Here is a 22,023-nt window from a genome sequence, read left to right on the forward strand (position 1 = left end):
ACAACCACTTTTATCGTGCCATCGGGGTTGTAATAGAGCTTGTCTACGCACACGGAGCGGAGCCAGTCCTGGTGGGAGAGGTTGCTGTTGTGGTAGAAGGCGTACCATTGGCCCTTGTATTCGACGATGGAGCCGTGGTCGGTGTAGCTGTCGGTGGGGGTGATGTAGATGCCACGGTAAGTCCAGGGGCCCAGCGGGCTGGTGCTGGTGGCGTAACGCATCTGGTTTTTGGCGCCGGTGGAGTCGTGGTTGTCGGCATAGGACAGGTAATAAAGACCTTTGTACTTGTGTACCCAGGTGGCTTCGTGGAAGTCGACGAGGCCTTCCATGGGTTTTGTCTCGCCGTCGATTTCCATCATATTGTCCTTGAGCCTGCCGCCTTCGCAGTGACCGCCGCCGCCATAGTAGAAATAGGCCTGGCCGTCGTCGTCGACAAAGACGCAGGGGTCGATCATCGGTTTGAGGTTGGGGATATAGCCTTGTACGGTAAAGCCGCTGGCCGGCGACTTGCTGGTGGCGACGCCGATCTTCCAGGTGTGGTTCCAGTCGGTGCCGCTGGGATGCGGGAAGTAGAAATAGTAGGTGCCGTTCTTATACACACAGTCGGGGGCCCACATAAAACCGCCCTCTTTGCGCCCCCAGGGGACCTGGCTGGAGTTGAGAATTTCGCCGTGGTCCTTCCAGTGGACCATGTCGTCGGTGGAATAAACGTGGTAGCGGTCCATGAGGTCGCAGCCGCGGGGCGGGGCGACGTCGTGGGAGCAATAGATATAAAGCCGTCCGTCTGCCCAGACGCGGGCAGACGGATCGGCGGTGTACATGTCGGTAATGATGGGGTTGTGCTGGGCGGAGGCCGCCAGTGGAGTGGCGAAAGCCACGACGGCGGCGATGCGGAGCGCAAGGCGGGTCGAATTCGTCAAAAGGGTAAAGAGCTTAAAATTCATATGTTTATTTTGTCGGTACATCCACTTCGATCACGGGGCTGAAGTTATACTTTTTGTAGCTGTCGTTGACGCGCACCCCCAGGCGCGCGTAGTAGGTGCGGCCGGCGATCAGGCCGTGGACGACGCATTTGTAGGTCGTCGCGGCGATCGTGGCGTTCCAGGTGGTGTTGATCGGGGCCAGGTTATAGCTGCCGTTGGACTGGTCGGAGATGGTGAAATTGGAGATATAGGCACCGCTGCCGACGTATTCCGTGGAATTGACAAAGGGCCATATTTCCAGGATCTCGGGGAGGCCGTCGGTCCGGGGCGCGCTCAGCTGGCAGGTCATGACCAGGGAGTCGGCGTCCTGGGTGTGGTTGAAGTTAGTGATCTCCAGGTAGGGCGTCACCGTGAAGTTGACGGTGGTGTTGCCGCTGATCTGCTTGACGATGCTGTCGGTTGGCCAGAAAGCTCCCTGGGTGGGGATCACGCTGTAGTTCCCGCTGAAGATGCGGGTATCCTCGAAGGAGCCGTCGGGCTTGGCGGGGATATAGTAGGGATCGGGCGTGCTGCTCCAGCTGAGCTGTTTGAGCATGAGCTGGGCGCCACCGGTTTCGGTGAGCAGGTTCTGCCCTGTTACGCTATCGATGAAGTTGCCCTGGAAGGTGGAGTTCGGAGCCGCGTAGTTGTCGGTCTTGGCGCAGGAGGCTGCGGCAAGAACCGCGAACGCGGCGAAAAGAAGTTTTATTGAGTTGTTCATAATCGTCTTTTATTTAATGATGGGCCTTACGGCGGCGGGCCTCCGGCCCGCTAGTAGCCAGGGTTATTGGGATAAAGGTTCGGGTTCTTTCCCAGCTCACCGCCCGGCAGGGGCTCGTAATACCAAAGCTTTTGGAAGGTATAGGTCCGCTGAAAGGTTTCGATCTGCTTGATGAAGATGTACTTGTTCTCCGTGGCGATGTAGTAGGGCATCAGGCCGTACAGCTTCCGGTTGTCCAGCACCTGGTCGGCGATCCGCCAGCGGCGGATGTCCCACCAGTATTGGTGCTCGAAGCCGAGCTCTTTGTCGCGTTCGTTGCGGATGGTGTCTAACGTCATGGACGCTGTGGCCTCGACCGCGCCCGCGCGGTCCCGGATCTGGTTGATGTCCGCGAGCGCGTCGCCCGTCATGCCCAGCTCATAGGCGGCTTCGGCGCGGTTCAGCAGCACTTCGGCGTATCGCATGTCGACATAGCTCTGGGTGCTCTGGTAAAGACCGCAGGCCGACGCAGCCGCGTTGTAGTTGACATATTTCCGGAGGTAAAAGCCGGTGCGGGTATTGTCGTCACCGGTCGATGGGTTGAAACCCGCCCTGCCGATGACGCGGTGATTGCGGTACGTGCTGTTCGGGTCGGAGGCGAATATCAGGTTGGCGCTGCTGTTGGTGTCGGGGTATTGCGCGTAGACGTCGTTGGGGGAGTTCAGGTTGTCGCTCAACTCCTGCGCGGCGCTGCCGGTAAACGTTTTATAGATCCCCCGTTGCTGGTCGAAGGTGACGCCGCGGAGGGTGTTCCCGGTGAAATAAATGGTGCCCTGCAACCGCGGCTCCAGCCCGATCGTGATGTCCGAGAGGTTGTTGAACCGTGTGGGCGTCCCGTCCGCATTGACGATGGGGAGCGACCCGTAGCGTTCTACATAGTCCAGGTCGGGATATGTCCGGGAAAGACCGTCCCCCGTCATGATGCGGCACGTCATGGTCGCGTCCCAGCTGTGCGGTCCCGCGTTGTCGTTGTTCACGTTGGGATCGGACAGTGTATACTGGCGGATGAAGATCCACTCGTTGTTGGGTTTCAAAAAGAGGTCGACATAGTTCTGTACTTTGTCGGGATAGCCGCCGGTATAGAGGCTGAAATTTCCTTCCACCAGCTTGGCCGCGTCGTAAGACGCCTGGAAGAACTTATTTGCATCGGCCGCCGGGATACCGACGAAACCCGCCGCCCTGGCCGGTCCGTCGACATAGTTTGCCGCCCCGTATTTGGCGATGGTCGCCGCAAACAACATGGCCCTGGATTTATAGGCCATGGCTGCGTATTTGTTGGCGGCCCCCAATTGGATGCCGGGGTTGCCGGCGACACCCGGTGCCCACATCAACGCATACGCGCTGTCGAAGTCGGAGCCGATAAAGTTGTATACGTCCTCTTCTTTGTCGCGCGGCACCTGGAGGCTGGCCGGGGTGGCATTCGGGTCGGCCACGGTATTGACGATCGGAACGCCGCCGTAACGCTTGACGAGCGCAAAGTAGGTGTACGCCCGGCAGAAGTAAGCCTCGCCCAGCCATTCGTTGAGCTGGGCCTGCGAATAAAGGTTGGCGTATTTGGGCAGGTCGGCGAGCAGGATGTTGATCACGCGGATCCGGTCATACGGCCAGAATCCGAAACCCTGCGCCGCGTCACCGGTACCCCCGTAAGGGCCGGCCATTTCTCCGTCGATGGCGTCCATCTGATAAAAACACTGCCAGCGTCCCCCGTTGCCCGTCATAAAGCCGCCGTTCGGCTCATACACGAAGTCTTCCATCGGAAGGAATGTATAAATATTGGCGAGGTAGGCCTGCACCCCGTTGGCGCTGCTGAAGACCTGGTCCTCTGAGATGATGTTCAGGGGCGGCACGTTCAGCTTATGGCAGGATGCCAGGAAGTACGCGGCCGCGATAGCTATGATGTATTTTAATTGTTTCATGTCGAGCTTTTTTAGAAGGAAACGGAGGCACCCACGCTGAAGGTCCGGTTTTCCGGATACAGGTAACCCCCTTGTGAAATATTCCAGTCCTGCGTGATCCGCGTGTCGCCATTGTTGGTGTCACCCGTTTGACCCGGGTGTTCCGGATCGGCATACTTCAGGTGGGTGAGCGTGGCGAGGTTGTAGCTGTTCACATAGATGCGCAGGCTCTGGATACCCACTCTGGTCAACAACTTGCGGGACAGGGAGTAGCCGATTTCGAGCGTCTTTACCCGCAGGTAAGAGGCATTCTGAACCGCGGCGGTACCCTGTGCTTCCTGCGAGCCGGTCGTGGGATAATTTCCCGGGACCCACACCGTATTGGGATCGAACATGTTGGCGTTCGGATCCTTGGTGTGCCAGCGGTCCATGAATTCCACCAGCGAGCTCCGTTGGTACATCAGCGGTTGGGACAGCTGCTCTGCGTATTGCACGTGGAAGTCGGCCGAGCCCTGCAGGAGGATCGAGACGTCGAAGCCCTTATAGCTGGCGCCGAGGGTCACGCCATAGTTGAGCAGCGGCAAGTCCCTGATGCCGATGGGTACGATGTCCTTGGAGTCGACCACGCCGTCGTGGTTGAGGTCCTTATAATAGTAGTCCCCGGGAACGACGTTCTGGTTGCCGCCGCCGGTGTTCTCGTTGAATTTTTGGATCTGGCTGTAGCTCGTGAAACGGCCCGCGGCGACCTGGCCCCACCAGATATTGGTGTTGCGGCCCGTCAGCGAGTACAGGTATTGGTCGTATTCACTCGAGGCACGTGTTTGCTCCTGGAAGGCGTACCGGTTCCTACTGTAGCCCATATTGGCGCTGACGTTGTAGCTAAAGTCGCGGCCGATGTTGTGCCGGTGCGTCAGCGTGATTTCGAAACCCCTCGTTACGTCGCCATTCAGGTTGGCTTGCAACGGCTGCAAGCCGGAGGTGCCGGGCAGCTGCGCGTTCGGGGTGGCGGGTATGCCTGACCGGGTGCGCTTGAAGTATTCGAGGGTACCACCGATCAACCCGTTCAGCAGGTCGAAGTCGGCGCCGATGTTCAGCGTTTTGGAGACCATCCAGGTCAGACCCGGATCGGGTATCCCCTGGGAAACGACCCCACCGGTGTAGACACCGTTGAGCACGGCACCGGGGCCCGGGTAGGAATAACCCGACACCCATTGGTAGTTCAGCGCCCCGTCGTCTCCCAATTTACCATAGGATGCACGGAACTTCAGGTTGTTCAGCACGCTCGGAGAAATGAGCTGTTGGAGGAACGGCTCCTGGCTGATGCGCCAGCCGACCAGCGCGCCCGGGAAAAAGCCCCAGCGCCCGCTCGGGCTGTATTTGCTGGAACCGTCTTCGCGGAAGGAAAATTCCGCCAGGTACCGGCCCTTGTAGTCATAGTCAAACCGTCCGATAAAGCTCTTGGTTACCTGGTTGACAAGGCCGTTACCGTCCTGTAAGGCTTTCAGGTAGTTGTAGTCTCCGGCGTTCCCGGCAAACAGGTAGGGAATCCCTAAGGAAAAGCTTTCCTGCGCCTGGAAGTTGTCGCCCTTGCCATAGTTTTCTTCGTAAAGACCAAGAGCCGTTACGTTATGGGCGCCGGCGAATTGCCTGTGGTAATTCAGGGACAATTGCATCAGCGTGTTCAGGTTGGTATAGTACTGGCGCTGTACCCAGGAAGGCGCGGAGACCGTGGTCACATCGTACGCGCTGTTGGTGGCGTCGTACGTGTACATGTTGTGGCTCTTGTTGATGATCGTATTGTCCGAGACACTATAACCCAGGTTGTACATGCCTTTGGCGAGCAGACCGGGAATACCGGGGATGTCGTACTCCAATTGCATCTGTCCCTGAAAATTGTTGTTTTTATACGTATTCTGGCCGACCTGATCGGAATTGGCCATCTGCACGGGGTTGGCATTGTCCGGTTCCAGGTGGATGTAGTCAGGGTTGTTGTTGGCGTAGATCGGGTCGGTCGGCAGGAGGTTTTCCGCGTATTTGAATATGGTCCATACGGAAGAGTACGGGGCATTTTTGGTGTCCATGTAACCGGATACCAGTACCGAACCCCTCAACCGCTTGGTGAAATTGAGGTTTACATTGCTCCGGAAGTTCCACCGGTCATAGTTGATGCTGTTCGTCTTGAACAGGCTGCCCTGGGACATATAGCCCAGGTCGAAGAAATAGTTAACCTTTTCGGAACCACCGGACATATTCAGGTTGTGCTGGTCTTCGGGGGCGAACTTCCGGGTGATCGCGGCCATCCAGTTGGTGGATTGCAGCTTTCCGGTTGCGTACGCGTTGATAAGGCTGTCCGAAAAGGCGGGCGGAGCGGTCGCCACGATATTGGTCTGGTAGTTCCGCTTCTGGGATTCGTTGTACAGCGTCATGTATTGCGCGCCGTTAACGGTTTTGGGCACGTCCAGGAACTGTTGCCAGCTCTGGTTGAAGGAATAAGTGATGTTGAACTTCCCGTTGGCATTCTTGGCACCGCGCTTGGTCGTCACCAGGATTACGCCATTGGCGGCCTTCACCCCGTAAATGGCGGCGGAGGCATCCTTCAGCACGGATATGTTGTCGATTTCGGTGGGATCCATCCGGGAAAGGTCGCCGCTGCTGCGGGGCACCCCGTCGATAATGATCAAGGGGGGGCTGGGGCTTTCGGTAGCGTTGCTGCCGAAACCGCGGATGTCGTATGACGTGTTGAAGGAACCGGGCTCGGAGCTCATCTGCTGGATACGCATCCCCGGGACTTTACCCGTGAGCATATTGACGACGTTTTCGTTCTTGGTCACCACGAGCTCGTCCGACTTGACCACCGAAACGGCGCCAAGGACGTTTACCTTTTTCTGGACGCCATAGCCCACGACCACTACGTCGTTCATGCTGGCGTCGATGAGCTTGAGGGTAATGAGGAGCATGTGGGAAGCGCCCACCGTCTTTTCCTCTTTCACATAACCGATATAGGAAAAAACGAGGACGTCCTTTTCGCTTTGGACGTTGATCGTAAAATGTCCTTCCGCGTCCGAGACCACGCCTTTGGCGCTGCCCTTTACGACGACGCTCGCGCCCTCGATCGGGGCGCCCTTTTCGTCGCGGACGACGCCGCGGACCTCGATCGCCGGGGCCTGTTGTGCGACCGGCGCGGTGGCGGGAACGGCCACGGGCGGTGCCATCACGAGGATCGTCTTGTCCTCGATTTTGTATTGGAGGTGGGCGTCTTTGAAACAAGACGACAGGATCTCTGATACGGGGGCGTTCCTCGCGTGGACGCTGACGAGCGGAGTCCCCGCCAGGAGGTCGTCGTTGTACAGGAACTGGTAATTGGTTTTTTGCCGGATGACGTCGAACACCTTCGACAAGGGCACGTCATTCAGAGAGACCGTCAGCCTGGGCTCCTGGGCATACCCCCTGGCTGAAAGCTCCAGGGTTCCCACGACAGCGAGTAGCAACAGCGTACATACGGCCTGTCTAATTTTTTTCATAATGCAAGCAATTTTAGTGATGGATTGCGGTATCTATGGAAACAACCGAATCAGTAAACCGGGTGAAAGGTTTACCCAAAAAATTTATTCGACCGTGAGCGTCAGGCCGGATTGATCGAAACGCACGTGGCACGTCGCCTCCAGCGCTTTCAGGAGACCGGTGATATGATCGTCCTTATCCAGGCGGCCGGTGAAATGGAGATTTTCCGAGGAGGTGTTCTTAAAGACGAAATCGACGTTGTACCAGCGCGAAAGCTTGCGACAGATACTTTCCAGGGACTCGTGCTGGAAAACGAACTGGCCGTTCTTCCAGGCCAGGGCTTCTTCCAGATCGGCGTCGCCGGTTTGGATGCGGCCGCCCGCGGTGACCATGGACTGCATGCCGGGTTCGAGGACGGCGCTGGCGGTTTTGGTCGAAATCCTGACGCGCCCGTCGACCAGCGACGTCCGGTCGTAGGGCTCGTCGGCGTATGTCTTTACGTCGAAGCTGGTGCCCAGTACGGTTATATCGGTTTTGGGGGTGGAGACGACAAAGGGGTGGTCCGCGTCTTTTTGGACTTCCAGGTATGCCTCGCCTTCAATATAAACCCGCCGTTCGGCGCCGTTGAATTTTGTTGGAAAACGGATGCTGGAGGCAGCGTTCAACCAAACCTTCGTGCCGTCGGAAAGGACGAGCTTGTATTCGCCACCGCGGGGAGTGAGGACGGAGTTATAGGTGGGCGCGGCCATGTCGTCGCTGGCTGCGGCGTAGCGTAGCTCGTTCTTTTCGGTCGCGGCGCGGGTACCGTCGGATTCCCTGATGGTGTCTTTGGCGCCGGCGAGCAGGTTTACGACTTTGCCGTTGCCGAGAACCAATTGCGCTTTGGGCGCTCCGGGATGGATGTCGTCGAGGGTCTTGACTTCGGCAACGGGGGAAGGGGGCGGCGGATCTTTTGCGAAGAATTTCACGCCAAGGATGAGCAGGGCGGCGACGACGGCGGCCGCGGCTGCGTAGTACATGATGCGACGACGCTTTGGCGGGGCCGTTTCTTCGGGTGCGGAACGAATGGCGGACAAGAGTTTCTGCCAGGCGGCTCCGGGTTCCTGACCGTTAAAGCTGTCCAATTGCTGTTGTAGATAGGCCTCCCGGGTCAGTTTCTCCCATAAGAGCCTGTTCCGATAATCCTGTTCGATCCAGGCGAATAGCCGAGCCCGTTCCTCACCGGTTATCTCCCCTTTTAGAAATTTGCCCGCCAGTTCCGCAATATCAAAGTATGGCTGTAGTTCGTCCATCGCGTTCTTAAAAACAACTAAAAAAGAAAAACGGGTGACAACCGACGATTAAAAATATCGGGAAAATGCGGAGGGCAAGCCGGAGCATCCGCAAACCGCGGACCTTCTGGGTCTTTATGGTGTTGATGGAGACCCGCAGGTGGCTGGCGGCCTCCTGGTTCCGTAGCCCCTGGAAGTAACAGAGATGGATCACCTCCCGGCAGCCTTCGGGAAGCCCGGCGAGGGCTTTGCGGACGTCGGCCAGGACCTCGGCCTCGATCATCCGGTGGAGGACGGCCTCTTCGGGAGCGGGGTTTTGCCCGGCGCGGGCGTGCCGGCTGACAACCTTGTCGTGCTTGAGGAGGTTGCGGCCCGCGTTCTTGACCGCCAGATAGAGGAAGGCCTTGACCGCCCGGAAGCTGTCAAAACCTTCTTTATGCTTCCAGAGCTGTAAAAAGGCGTCCTGGACCAGGTCTTCGGCCTGGAGGTCATTTTGGGTGACGCTCCGGGCAAAGAAGCAAAGCCGCTCATAGAAGAGGCTGAATATATATTGGAATGCCGTCTCGTTACCGGCATTCAATTGGGCCATACAGTGCAGTTCCTCCATAACAAAACGCGTCGGTGAAGCTTTAGCAAGCGTTAATCGTTCTACTAAATAAAAAAGAGCCCCTTAATGGGGGCCCTAATATGTCGCTAATTAGTGAGCGGCTGACGAAATTGCAGTGAATTGTCGGAATGTCACCGGTCGGTCGGGGCACCGACGCTTGTCATCGACGCTCGTCGTAGACGCCAAATTCGGCGATGCCCGGCTGCCCGTTGAACTGGTCGATGAGGATGCGGACCCGGCTACCCCATGCGCGGGAGAAACGGTGGATCTTGACGTGGGTGGAGTCGTCGCCCCTGGGGACGAGCGGCGTCCATCCCCCGTTTTCAAAATATTCGATCCTGTAGCGGGTGATGTGCTCACCCGTGATCACCACCGTATTGAAGGAGCGATCGCGCCCGAAGTCCACCTCGTACCAGGGGTGCTGGACGGCGGGGTTGGACATCCAGCTGCTCCGGAAGTTGTCGTCGTTGCCAAAGTCCATGATGTCCATGTCGTCGCTCCAGCTGGCGTTGGCCGCCTGGCGTTTGGCGATGTTGGGGGATATGACGGGGGCGACACCGGGCGGGATTTTGGCGACCGGGCCTTCGTTTTTCCACTTCCGTCCGATCGCTGCCAGCGCATCCAGGGCGTTCTGGTCGATGAGGCCGTCCCGGTTGGGGGCGACGTTCAGGATGAAGTTACACCAGGCATTGTTGAGGGGCACGAGCAGGTCATTGACCAGGTTGTCCGGGTTCTTGGTAGGTGTGGTGGGGAAGTCGGTCTTCCAAAACCAGGCGCTGTTGACGGGCAGACAGGTCAGGGCGGGCAGGCGATTGGTCTCTTTGGAGATCTTTTGGCCCGCCCCCAGCTCGTAGGACTTGATGTCGGTGTACATCAGGGCTTCGGCCGGATACTTGGCCGAGTTCAGGTCCATGACCAGACAGTCAGGCTGGAGGGTTTTGATCAGGCGGTAGATTTCCTCGAAGGGTACGTCGTCATATGAAATCCTGGACCAGGGGGCGTCCCAGCCATCGATGATGAGGGCGGTGATGGGACCGTAATTTGTCAGGAGCTCGGTGAGCTGGGCCTTGATCATGTCGACGTCCTTCGGGGTGATCTGGCCGGGGCGGATCTTATGGTGGGTGTCGAGGATGGAATAATAAAGGAAGACCTTCAGGTTATGCGCCCGGAAGGCGTCGGTGAATTCCCGCACGACGTCGTGTTTATATGGGCTGTGCATGACGCTGTAGTCGGTGGTCTTGGTGTCCCAGATGCAAAAACCACTATGGTGCTTGGTCGTCAGACAGCCGTAGGTCATACCCGCTGACTGGGCGGCCTGCGCCCACTGGTTGCAGTCCAGTTTTGTCGGGTTGAATATATCAGGCGAGGCGTCGGGGTCCGGCCAGTCCTGGTTGGCATAGGTCGGGATGTTGAAGTGGATGAACATGCCAAAACGCAGGTCCTCGAATTGTTGCTGGAGGGCGTGGAGGTGGTCCAGGGCCCCGGGAGTCTCGTAGGCGATCTTTTGTGCGCCGGCGGCGGTGGCCATAAACAGGGAAAGGGCGAGTAAGATTCTATTCATGCGATGTGATTCGTATTAAAGACAAACCCCACGCCGTAGACGTTCTGGATGCGTATACAGCTGGAGGCGTTGAGGTATTTCCGGAGACGCGAAATAAACACGTCCAGGCTGCGGCCCAGGAAGTAGTCGCTGTCGCCCCAAAGCCGGTCGAGGATCTCCTCGCGCTTCAGTACTTTGTTTTCATGGCGGAAAAGATAGTCCAATAATTCGGATTCTTTGGGGGTGAGCACGTATTCCAAGGTGTCGCCTACCCAGAGCTTGAGACCGTCCTTGTAAAAACGGACGTCTCCCCGGCTGACGAGGTCCTGTTCCTCGCCGCCCCCCCGGCGGCGGATGATGTTGCGCATGCGGAGCACGAGCTCGTCCACGTCGAAGGGCTTAGCGATGTAGTCGTCGGCCCCGATCTTCAGACCGTACAACCGGTCCTGTTTTTCGTTCCGGGCGGTCAAAAAGATAAAGGGCAGTCCGAGGCCCATGCTGACGATCCGCTTGGCCAGCTCGAAGCCGTCCATATCGGGCATGGCGACGTCCAGCAAGGCGATCTGGTAGTCGTGCGGGTGCCGCCGCAGGTGTTCGAGCGCGGAACGGCCGCTGTGGAAAAGGTCGGTGGAGAAATCGGAAATCTCCAGGTACTGCTTGACGACGTGGCCAAGGTCGATTTCGTCTTCAACGAGCAGTGTTTTCGGTTGCATAGGTTGTTCTTTTATAATGGTATAGTTATCACAAACGTACTGCCTTCGCCGGCGGAGCTGTCGACGGCGATGGACCACTCATGGGCCAGCACGGCCTGACGGACATAAAACAAGCCCAAACCCAAGCCCTCCACGGACCTATTGACCGAACGCGTATTCCGGTAAAATTTATCGAAGATGTGCTGCCGGATGGCGGAGGGTATGCCGATACCGTTATCCCTCACTTCGATATACAGGTTCCTGCGGTCGGAGGAGGTAATGATACCGATCCGCTTCTGCTCACTGTTGTTGTACTTGACGGCGTTGTCAAAAATATTCAAAAAAATGGTGTTGAACCAAAATTCATCTACTTCGGTTTCGGGTTTTAGCGCACCTTTTTCCAGGGTTATCGTCACCGGTGCGTCCCCGAGCTGGAGGCGGTAGTCGGTTATGGTTTTTTCGAGTAGCTCGTGTATGGCCGAGTCCCGTTTGTTGAGGTCGATCCGGTTCAGCGTCGTCACCTTCAGGACCTGGTTGATCAGGACTTTGAGCCGTTCGGCCTGTCGTTGGATGACGTCGGTGATGGGTCGGACGTCCTTGGTTTTTTCGTTTTGCAACGCCCGGTTGGCGACGAGGATGGCGGTCAGGGGGGTATTGAACTCGTGGGTGATGCCGTTGATGAAGTCCGACTTCATTTCGGACAGCTGTTTTTGGCGGAGCCAGTTCCGGAAGGTCAGGAAAAACAACAACACGACCGACCCGATCGACAGCAACGACAACAAAAGCGTGGGCAGCATCTCGCGGAAAATCGTCTCCGCCCGGCTCGACGTGTCCACAAACAAGTCGAATGCAATGCGATAGGTGTAGTCCCGGCTGGCGAAGACGCTCATGGAGGCGACGTTGCTTTGGGGGTGTATGTGCGTCAGTTTCCCGCCGATCCAGACCCCATGCTCGTTCTGAATCAACCCCTTCAGGTCGTCGTCGTAAACCGTGTGGCTGTACAGCGACACGTATTGATCCTTATGGAACGATACCGCCACGTCCTTAACATACAAGGCGTAGTCCAGGTTGTTGTGTATGTGGCGTTTTAGTTTAATGGTTTCCAGGACGCTGTCGATGTTGTCGGCCCGGACCAGGGCGGTGAAAGCGCTGTCGCAAACCCGCTGACGGTAAGCCCTGAAGGCAGCGGTATCGGTATTGTACAGTAGCTCCATCTGGCGCATGTCCTGGTTGATATAACTGTCGAGGATGCGCTGCCCCCCGGGCATCACCTTGTCGTTCCGGATCGCGGTCAGGTAGTCGTTGTTGATGTCGTCTTTTTCCCGGAGGAAGTAGTGCTCGTTCTTCAGCTCATAGGTATTGTAGACCAGGAAGAATTGGACCCCTGACAAAACGACAAGGCTGACGATGGCCACCGTCAACAGGTGTTTAATATCCATTAACAGTCGATTGGTTGTTGGTTAACAGGCGTCGAAGATACGGCCTTTTAACTTCGCTTTAACGATTAAGCTAAAAACACTAAATCCTTCTTATGAGCAATTTGCTTGTCACGCGAGCCACGAGGCTATTGTCCTGTCTGCTCGTACCTCTGCTGCTGCTATATACGCCGGCAGAGGCTCAAAATCGAAAAATTACCGGTAGGGTCACCGCGACCGACAACCAAAATCCCCTGGCGGGGGTAACGGTCACCGTCAAGGGCACTTCATCGGGTACGACCACCGATGCCAACGGCGAGTTTTCGCTGACGGTTCCTTTGAATGCCAAGACGTTGGTGCTGTCCTACATCGGCTTCGAGACCCAGGAAGTGACGGTCGGCACGGGGCGTATCATGGTCGGTCTTCGCCCCTCGTCGCACGCGATGGACGAGGTGGTCGTCGTGGGGTATGGCACCCAGAAACGGGGCGAAGTAACCTCGGCCATTTCCACGGTGAAGGCCTCCGACTTCAACCAGGGCGGCGCCCTCAATGCCATGGACCTCGTCCAGGGCAAGGTGGCCGGTCTGGAAATCGTCCGTACGTCGGGGGACAACCCCAACTCCGGCGTATCGATCCAGCTGCGGTCGGCAACCTCGCTGACGGGGACCAACAGCCCGCTGATCATCATCGACGGCATTCCTAATGGCAACCTCGACCTGCTGCAACAGGACGACATCGCGTCCTTCGACGTCCTGAAGGACGGCTCGGCGGCCGCCATCTATGGTACGCAGGCCAACGGCGGGGTCATCATCGTCACGACCAAAAAAGGCCGTAGCGGACCGGTCCACTTCGACTATTCCACGTATTTCAAAAAGGACTTCATCCTGCGGAAGCCTGACTTCCTTTCGCCTTCCCAGTACCGCGGTCTCGCCGCCAGCGGTAAGATCGACTCGCAGTACGTGACCGGTATCTACGACGCCAACACCAACGCCTTCGACTCCCTGGTGAACCACGACAACCTGACGACCTATCACCAGCTGGCGATGTCCGGGGGGAACGACAACGTCAGCTACCGGGCGAGCATTTTCTACAGCAACCTCGAAGGGATCGCCATCGCGAACGCCCGTAAGCAATACGGCGGTCGTTTCAGCATGACGGCCAAGGGGCTCGACAACCGTTTCCACGCGCAATTCGACCTGGCCCAGAACTTCAACAAGGCCAATATGGAAGGCGGCGGCCAGTGGCTGGCGGCGGAAACGCGCATCCCCACCCTGCCCATCCACGACTCGATCAACCACTTCTACACGTCGAAGAATTCCAGCAACCCGGTGTCGGACATCGCCCAGACGATGTACACCCGCGACCAGGGCACCAGCTCGGCGGACGCCGCTTTAAGCCTGGACGTCTGGAAGGGCATCTCGGTGGGCATTTCCGGTTCGGTCATGCGGAACAGTTATATCGACAACCAATACGCCGACCTGAACTCGGACCAGTCGCTGTATAACAACGACCAGTACCCCGGTGGCGGATACGCGTACAAGGGGACGGACGTCACGCTCGACTACAACTCCAACCCGACGATCAGCTATACCCGGACGTTCGGGGGCAGGCACCACGTCAGCGCCATCGGCGGGTACCAGTACACCTACCACACCGAGACCAGCTTCAGCGAAGACAACCGGGGCTTCCTGAGCGACGACAACCAGGACAACAACATCGGCGCCGGGCAGGCCCTGGCCGACGGCCGCGCCGATATGTCGAGCTATAAGGAGGCCGAGGTGCTCATCTCCTATTTCGCCCGCGCCAACTATAACTTCGCCGACAAGTATTTCCTCCAGGTCAGCGTACGCCGGGATGGCTCGTCCAAATTCGGCGCCAACGACAAATGGGGGAATTTCCCCGCCATCTCCGGCGGTTGGGACATCGCCCGTGAAGACTTCATGAGCCACCAGAAAATTTTCGACGACCTGAAGCTGCGCCTGGGTTACGGGGTAACGGGGAACTCCGGTATCCCTCCCTACCAATCGTTGGTGGTGCTGGGTACGGGCGGACAGTACGCCTTTCCCGACGGGGTGTACCGCCAGACCTACGGGCCGGCCAATAACCCGAACCCCAACCTGAAATGGGAGCGTAAGGCGGAAACCAACCTGGGGATCGACTTCAGCCTCCTGCACGGCCGGGTAACGGGGACGATCGACGGGTTCTACCGGAAGACGACGGACCTGTTGTACAACTATACCGCGCAGCTGCCGCCCTATATCCAGTCGTCGATCTACACCAACGTCGGCGCGATGGCCTCGAAGGGTATCGAAATCACCCTGAGCGGCAACGTCGTCAAAAACCGCGACTTTACCTGGCGGATGGACGTTACGGCCAGCCATGCTTCCAACAAGATGCTGTCGTTCTCCAACCAGCTCTACCACTTCAGCTACCTCACGACCGGGGGCATCCCGGGTCCGGGCGCACTGGGCAATGCCCTCCGCATCGACTCCAACGGGGCCATCGGCAATTTCTACGGCAAGAAGTTCGCGGGGCTGGACGCCAACGGTCACTGGCTGTTCTACAAGGCCGATGGGAAGACCAAGGTCGGTATCCAGGACTACGATCCTTCGCTGGACGACCGGGTGATCGGAAATGCGATACCGAAGTTTATCTTCTCGTGGACGAATACTTTTTACTATCGCAACTTCGATTTGCGCGTGTTCTTCCGTGGACGGCTGGGCAACAAGATCCTCAATACGATGGACCTGACGTACGGGAACCAGGAGAACCTGCCCAACAATGTGCTGGCGTCGGCGCTGGGCAAATACGGGGCATTGCACGATACCTACGAGTTCTCGGATTACTACCTGCAGCCGGGCGGCTTCCTGAAACTGGCCAACGTAACGCTCGGGTATACGTTCAAGCTGCACAACAACTATATCCGGTCGCTGCGTCTGTACGCCAGCGGGAACAACCTGTTGCTGTTCACCAAGTACGGCGGCGGCGACCCCGACCTGGTGGACGATACCGGGCTGGCGCCGGGGATAGAGGGACAGGGGGCGTATCCGAGTACGCGCGATGTAGCGGTTGGACTTAATCTTGGATTTTAAAACGATGTACAACATGAAACTCCGAATATTGTTAATGGCGGCCCTGCCGTCGGCGGCTTTGATTTTCGGCTCCTGTTCCAAACAGTTGACCGAGACGGACTATAGCCAGCTCAACTCTTCCAATTTTTATAACAATGAGAACGAAGTGCTGTCGGCCGTTTTGCGGCCCTATACCCACACCAACGCGTGGATCACGTCCAGCGGCCAGGTCGGCTACTGGCGGGTCAGCGAGCTCGCGGGCGACCAGCTGGCCTGGCCGGTGAAGGGCGTCGACGGCCAGGACAACGGGAACTGGATCAGGCTCCACTATCACCAATGGCTGATAGACGACGGCGACATCGTCGAAAACCCCTGGAACCTGATGTATACCGGTGTGGGGTACTGTAACGACCCGATCACGCAGCTGTCTTCGCGTACCGCCGCGCAAATGGGGATCACCGAAAGCGACCGCCTGGAGCTGATCGCCGAGCTGCACCTGCTCCGCGCGTTCTACTACATCAAGCTAATGGACCTGTACGGGAACATCCCCGTCGTGACCCAGGTCGGCACCCCGGCCAGTCCGGCGACCATGCCCGAGGACAGCGTCTTTGCCTTTTGTGAAAGGGAAATCCTTCAGTGGAAAGACCAGGTGCCGGTGCTATCACCCTCGATGGTCGGACGGATGACCAAGGCCGGCGCCTTTGCCATGTTGTCGGAGCTCTACCTGAACGCCGAGCAATGGACCGGTACCGCGCGCTGGCAGGATTGCATCAATGCGTGCGACTCGCTGATCAACTCCACCGCCGGCTCCCAGACCGGCGGGACGATGCAGCTGGACCCCGACGTCAACTCCACGTATAACAATACCAACGAGAACAGCAACGAGATCATCTTCTCGATCGCCTACGACAACCAGAAATCCACCTTCCGCGTCAACTTCAACTCGGACTTCTACCACTTCAACCAGCAGTATATCTATAACGGTAACCTGAACGGGAACAACGGGATCGTCCTGATCCCCGGCACCTACGCCTCCTTCGACGACAGCGATTACCGCAAGCAGGACTGGATACTGATCGGTCCCATGTTCTACCTGACGAACCCGACCGAGCCGGTGACCGGCTTCCGTGAGTACTCCGGCCAGCCGCTGGTGTTCGTGGACAACATCCGCAAGAACAAAACGCTGGCTCCCGGCCAGGACCCTTCTACCCTGCCGTCCAATATGACGACGGGTGAAGAGAACAGCGGTCCGCGTTTTAACAAATACAAACCCGGTCAATACACTGACCCGCACTACTTCAGTAACGACTGGGCAGTATACCGCCTGGGGTGGATCTATCTGAACAAGGCTGAGGCGGAGATGCGGTTGAACGGGGGCGTCGCCTCCCAGGACGCGGTCGATCTCGTCAACGCGGTCAAGCAGCGGGCGTTCAGTCCTACGTACTTTGCCACGCACAAGTATACTACGGCGTCCCTGACCCTTCCCGAGTTGCTGGCCGAACGCGGCCGGGAGCTGATCTTCGAAGGCTGGCGGCGGCAGGACGACATCCGGTTCGGGACCTTTAGCACGGGGACGTGGTGGGACCACCAGCCGGATGGGGATAGTCATACGAACCTTTTCCCGATTCCGTATAGTGCGATGTCGAATAATGGGAATTTGAAGCAGAATCCGGGATATTAAGTCCCGCGGCGTTGCCGCGGCTTCACGTCATTGATTTTTGCACCTACGAATAACAAGCGGCCGCTCCTGTCCAGGAGTGGCTTTTTTTATTTTTGCGGGAGGTGTCACGCCGCGGAGCGCTTTTGTGTCTTGTTTGAAATCATTTGTTATGGAAGCGAGAATTAATTTTAACGAGACACGTAAAGGATTCTTGGACAGCCTGTTAAAGGTTGGCGAGTATTTGCATGGGGCTCAGATTGACGAGAAGTTGCACCATTTGCTGGCGTATAGGGTGTCGCAGATCAATGGGTGTGCGTTTTGCCTGGATATGCACCATAAGGATGCGATCCACGCGGGGGATACGGAGCAACGGATACACGGGATGCCGGCTTGGAGGGAATCTCCCTGGTATAGCGATGCGGAGCGGGCGGCGTTTGCGCTGGCGGAGGACCTAACGTTGCACAATGAGTCGACGGACGAGAACTATACCGGGCTTTTGAAGTATTTTACGAAGGAGCAGATCGCGGATATGGTGCTGATCGTCTCGATGACGGGGACGTGGAACAGGGTGAACAAGGCTTTCCGGACGGTGCCGGGGGGGTATCAGCCGGGGGCGTTTACATTATGACAGACTATTCGAAAATGCTATTCCCGTACGCGTATAACATCCTCGGCTCGGCCGAGGATGCGCGCGACGCGGTGCAGGATGTGCTGATGAAGCACTACGCGGAACCGAGGGAGGGGGTCGCCAATGAGAAGGCGTACCTCATCAAAAGTGTGATCAACCACGCGATCAACCGGAAAAGCCGGCAGCGTGCGACGCTGCCGGGGGAACCGTGGCTGCCCGAGCCGGTAGCGACCGAAACGGCGGATTCTGGATTGTATCTGAAGGACATATTATCCTATTCCTTACTGGTGTTGCTGGAGAAGCTGAACGCGCAGGAAAGGGCGGTTTTCATATTGAAAGAAAGCTTCGACTATACGCACGAGGAGATCGCGGAGATATTGTCGGTCTCGGTAGAGAATTCCCGGAAGCTGCTGAGCCGTGCGAAGGAACGGTTGTTCAAACCGGCGCCGGTGCGGGAGCGGGACGAACGGACAAATACGTTGTTGCACAATTTTATCGACGCGATCCGGGGGCGGGACCTGCCGCGGCTGGAGGACATGCTGACCGCGGATATCGCGTACTATGCCGACGGCGGCGGGAAGATACGGGTCTACCGCAAAGTAAGCTCGGGCGCGGCGGAAGTGGCGGACCTGTTGATCACGGTAAACTCCATGTACCTGGCCAGGTCGACGGTCCGGGAGGTGGAGGTGAACCACCAGCCGGCGTTGCTATACTACAATGCCGGGCGGCTAACGGCCTGCTCGGTGTTCGATATTTCGCCGGAAACGGGGAAGATCATGCAGATCAGTACGGTAGTGGACCCGCAGAAGCTGAAAAATATTGTGGTGGACTAAGTCGATTTAGCGCGGGGGTTGCGCTAAATTAGGGGCGTCAATTCAACCACATGCGAACCCTTCTTGCCTTATTGATGCTCGCGGTTGCGGGCAGCGCCGCGGCGCAGCAAAGCGGCGCTGCCGCGACGCAAAAAGCCCCTGTCGATTACATCAACCCTTTTATCGGCGCCACGACCGGCGGCGTTGCCGGCGGTCTGGGGAAAACCTTTCCGGGGGCGGCGACGCCTTTTGGGATGACGCAGGTGAGCCCCAATACGATCGACGGCGGGGACAACGGGTCGGGGTATAGTTACGAACACAAGACGATCGAGGGGTTTGCGCTGACGCAGATGAGCGGCGTGGGCTGGTATGGCGACCTGGGGAATTTCCTGGTGATGCCCGCCGTCGGCGCCATGCGGACCAACCCGGGTAAGGAGTTTGGCCGGGACGGGTACCGGATGCCCTACGACAAGAAAAGCGAGATGGCTTCGGCGGGTTACTACGCGGTGACGCTCGAAGAGGGCGTTGCGATCCGGGCCGAGCTTACGGCCACGCCCCACTGCGGGATGATGCGGTTTACGTTCCCGACGTCCAAGCGGTCGCGGGTACAGATAGACCTCGCGCACAGGGTGGGCGGCACGTCAACGCTCCAGTCGGTAAAGGTGGTGGACGACTACACGATCGAGGGCTGGATGAAGTGTACGCCCGACGGGGGTGGTTGGGGTGACGGCGCCGGTCACGCGAACTATACGGTGTATTTCTGCGCGCGCTTCAACAAACCGTTGACGCGTTTTGGCATATGGAGCGCGAACATCCCCGACGACTGGAAGCGCCACCGTGACGACGTGACTTCCGACGGCTACCAGGACACCGTCGAGCACGCGCAGGTGCTGCGCGGGGCCAGGGAAAAAGAGGGGAAGCACCTGGGTTTCTTCGCGGAGTTTCCGACGGACAGCGCGGAGCCGGTCATGCTTAAGACGGGGATTTCCTTTGTCAGTATCGAGGGGGCCCGGGGGAACCTGTCCGCCGAGATCCCCGACTGGAACTTTGACGCCGTTCATGCCGCGGCACGGGCGCTGTGGACTTCGGCGCTGGCTTCCGCCAGCGTTTCCGGTGGCAGCGAGGAAGAAAAATTCTGTTATTATACCGCCCTATATCACGCCATGCTCGATCCGCGGACGTTCCAGGATGTGGATGGCCACTACCCGGGGGGTGACGGCCAGCCGCACGTGGCCACCGGTTTTGTCAAGCGGACCATTTTTAGCGGATGGGACGTTTTCCGGAGCGAAATGCCGCTGATGACGATCATCCGGCCTTCCCTGGTGAGCGACCTGGTCAACTCATTGACGACGCTGGCGCAGGAAAACGGGACCGGTTACTACGACCGTTGGGAATTCCTGAATGCCTATAGCGGGTGCATGATCGGGAACCCGGCGATACCGGTGATCGTGGATGCCTATGCCAAAGGCATCCGGTCGTTCGACGTTAGCAACGCGTATGATGATTGTGTGAAAACGTCGGTGACATTCGGGCCATCGGGCGATATTTCCTCTACGCTCGAGTATGCTTATGACGATTGGTGTATGGGTCAGCTTGCTTCCCAGCTGGGGCATGCCGAAGATGCGGCAAAATATACGACCCATAGCGGCGCCTGGCGGAATATATGGGACTCAACACATCATTGGTTCCGGCCCCGGGGCGCCGACGGTAGCTGGCAACCCTGGCCCGCCAAGGGGCGATTGACCGATGGCTATGGTACCGTCGAAAGCAATCCCTATCAACAGGGTTGGTTCGTGCCGCACGACGTGCCCGGGATGGTCGCGGTCATGGGCGGACGGGCGAAGGTGATCGCCGATCTGCAAAGTTTTTTCCAGCAGACACCGGGGCCCATGCTCTGGAACTCCTTTTACAATCATTCCAACGAGCCGGTGCACCACGTTGCGTTTTTGTTCAACCGCGTCGGGGCGCCCTGGCTGACGCAGGAGTGGAGCCGCGCGATTTGCCGCCGGGCCTACCACAACCGCGTGGACGGTCTCGTCGGCAACGACGACGTGGGCCAGATGTCGGCCTGGTACGTACTCGCGGCCTCCGGCCTCTACCAGCTCTGTCCGGGGGATACGCGGTTCGAGATCACCAGCCCGGTGTTCCCATCGGTGCGGCTGGCCGTCGGTTCTGGTAAGACGTTTACCATCATTGCGAAAGACAATTCTTCTACAAACGTCTATATTCAAAGGGCCTCTTTGAACGGTAAGCCGTATACCAGGTGCTACTTAGACTATACGGATATCATGGCAGGGGGGACGCTGGAGCTCACGATGGGGGCGCAGCCTGCGAGGGCGTGGGGGCGCTAAGCGCGGTGAAAGTGTCGGGAAAATCTTCCGGGAAGCTATTGGAGGGAATTGGGGGATTTGGTAGCTTTGTTGTTATATCTACCATCGGATATCACGGAATGATTATAGGATCGATTGGCCTTGTTTGGGGAAAGCAGCCGGTTGGCTTTTCGCCAATGCGGCGTTTGGGCTGGCTCCGCTGATATTTTTATCGGTGATCAACCCGCTGCTAAAAGCTCATGAAGCCGGTCCGGCGATTCATGAGATGATGAGAGGTGGGACGGTCTTGTTTGTATGTTGTGCGTTGATGGGGGCGACGGTTGTGGATGTAATGCAAAGCAAGGTCAAGCTTACTAACCTTTCCCACTTTGCAATAAACGTGTCTCCATTTGTAATACTCTTAATTATTTGCTTATTATACATATTAATTATTGTAAACAAGGTAGACGAAAGCATATTTACAACCTTTTCGAGCTTTGACGCCTTCGTTGTAGCATTCACGACTATATATTGTACTTTTGCTAAATACTTTTTCTTCATTAAAAAAGTTCCCCAAACATGAGCTACCTGGAACTTCTATTCAAAGTGGGGTTGGGGATATTCTCCATATTTTTCCTCATTGGAATTGTCGACACCATTCGGCAAACTAACAAGATGCAGCAAAGCCACCGTACGCATACGGACAAGTAGCGACATCAGTTTTCATTTTACTGATTGGAAGGCGCGGAGCGCCGGTAGCCTAGCTCGGCGCCGCCGCTGACGGGGAGGATGTGGCCGGTGATGAAGCGGGCCTGGTCGGACAACAGGAATACGCAGGCATCGGCGATGACGTCGGGTTCGGGGCAGTAGCCGAGGGCGTGGATGCCGTCGAGGTAATCG

16 protein-coding genes are annotated in these 22,023 nt (G+C 57.6%); 6 read left to right on the forward strand and 10 right to left on the reverse strand.

Translation table 11 applies throughout. From position 1 onward, the window contains the following. From VL547_RS23045 to VL547_RS23085, 9 genes are all read right to left on the reverse strand, one after another. Positions 1–944, reverse strand: a 944-nt coding sequence (locus tag VL547_RS23045; protein ID WP_325582440.1) for a family 43 glycosylhydrolase, incomplete at its 3' end; no start/stop codon positions are given. 4 nt (positions 945–948) lie between these two features. Continuing rightward, complete coding sequence (locus tag VL547_RS23050) at positions 949–1,683, reverse strand: DUF3823 domain-containing protein (RefSeq protein ID WP_325582442.1); 735 nt, start codon at positions 1,681–1,683, stop codon at positions 949–951. Between the two features lie 50 nt (positions 1,684–1,733). Then, positions 1,734–3,638, reverse strand: a complete 1,905-nt coding sequence (locus VL547_RS23055) for a RagB/SusD family nutrient uptake outer membrane protein (RefSeq protein ID WP_325582444.1) — start codon at positions 3,636–3,638, stop codon at positions 1,734–1,736. Between the two features lie 11 nt (positions 3,639–3,649). After that, entirely contained in the window at positions 3,650–7,138 is a 3,489-nt protein-coding gene (locus VL547_RS23060) for a TonB-dependent receptor (RefSeq protein WP_325582447.1), read from the reverse strand. Between the two features lie 84 nt (positions 7,139–7,222). Continuing rightward, entirely contained in the window at positions 7,223–8,410 is a 1,188-nt protein-coding gene (locus VL547_RS23065; protein WP_325582449.1) for a FecR family protein, read from the reverse strand. Positions 8,411–8,417: 7 nt separating this feature from the next. After that, positions 8,418–8,978 (reverse strand): RNA polymerase sigma factor, encoded by a 561-nt coding sequence (locus VL547_RS23070; RefSeq protein ID WP_325582451.1) that lies wholly within the window; start codon positions 8,976–8,978, stop codon positions 8,418–8,420. A gap of 178 nt (positions 8,979–9,156) precedes the next feature. Beyond that, positions 9,157–10,557 carry an alpha-L-fucosidase gene (locus tag VL547_RS23075; RefSeq protein ID WP_325582452.1) on the reverse strand — a complete coding sequence of 467 codons (1,401 nt, stop codon included), beginning with the start codon at positions 10,555–10,557 and terminating at the stop codon, positions 9,157–9,159. Further along, positions 10,554–11,249: a response regulator transcription factor gene (locus VL547_RS23080; protein ID WP_325582454.1), complete on the reverse strand. Its 696-nt coding sequence runs from the start codon at positions 11,247–11,249 to the stop codon at positions 10,554–10,556. Before VL547_RS23080 ends, VL547_RS23075 begins: the two co-directional genes overlap by 4 nt. An 11-nt stretch (positions 11,250–11,260) precedes the next feature. Beyond that, on the reverse strand, positions 11,261–12,667 hold the full coding sequence (locus VL547_RS23085) for a HAMP domain-containing sensor histidine kinase (RefSeq protein ID WP_325582456.1): 1,407 nt from the start codon (positions 12,665–12,667) through the stop codon (positions 11,261–11,263). 92 nt (positions 12,668–12,759) lie between these two features. Here VL547_RS23085 and VL547_RS23090 point away from each other — a divergent pair, with 92 nt between their 5' ends. From VL547_RS23090 to VL547_RS23115, 6 genes are all read left to right on the forward strand, one after another. Continuing rightward, a complete protein-coding gene (locus VL547_RS23090) occupies positions 12,760–15,735 on the forward strand; it encodes a SusC/RagA family TonB-linked outer membrane protein (RefSeq protein WP_325582458.1) in 2,976 nt (991 codons plus the stop codon). Positions 15,736–15,748: 13 nt separating this feature from the next. Then, positions 15,749–17,395, forward strand: coding sequence for a RagB/SusD family nutrient uptake outer membrane protein (locus VL547_RS23095; RefSeq protein ID WP_325582460.1), 1,647 nt, complete (start codon positions 15,749–15,751; stop codon positions 17,393–17,395). A gap of 148 nt (positions 17,396–17,543) precedes the next feature. After that, entirely contained in the window at positions 17,544–18,002 is a 459-nt protein-coding gene (locus VL547_RS23100; RefSeq protein WP_325582462.1) for a carboxymuconolactone decarboxylase family protein, read from the forward strand. Beyond that, a complete protein-coding gene (locus tag VL547_RS23105) occupies positions 17,999–18,835 on the forward strand; it encodes a sigma-70 family RNA polymerase sigma factor (protein ID WP_325582465.1) in 837 nt (278 codons plus the stop codon). Before VL547_RS23100 ends, VL547_RS23105 begins: the two co-directional genes overlap by 4 nt. 50 nt (positions 18,836–18,885) lie before the next feature. Next, entirely contained in the window at positions 18,886–21,165 is a 2,280-nt protein-coding gene (locus tag VL547_RS23110; protein ID WP_325582467.1) for a GH92 family glycosyl hydrolase, read from the forward strand. Positions 21,166–21,289: 124 nt separating this feature from the next. After that, positions 21,290–21,706 carry a hypothetical protein gene (locus VL547_RS23115; protein WP_325582469.1) on the forward strand — a complete coding sequence of 139 codons (417 nt, stop codon included), beginning with the start codon at positions 21,290–21,292 and terminating at the stop codon, positions 21,704–21,706. Positions 21,707–21,851: 145 nt separating this feature from the next. Here the strand turns inward: VL547_RS23115 and VL547_RS23120 are convergent, their stop codons facing one another. Further along, complete coding sequence (locus VL547_RS23120) at positions 21,852–22,007, reverse strand: SDR family oxidoreductase (RefSeq protein WP_325582471.1); 156 nt, start codon at positions 22,005–22,007, stop codon at positions 21,852–21,854. Positions 22,008–22,023: the final 16 nt, after the last annotated feature.

It is taken from the genome of Dinghuibacter sp., assembly GCF_035492835.1.
Classification (GTDB): domain Bacteria; phylum Bacteroidota; class Bacteroidia; order Chitinophagales; family Chitinophagaceae; genus Dinghuibacter.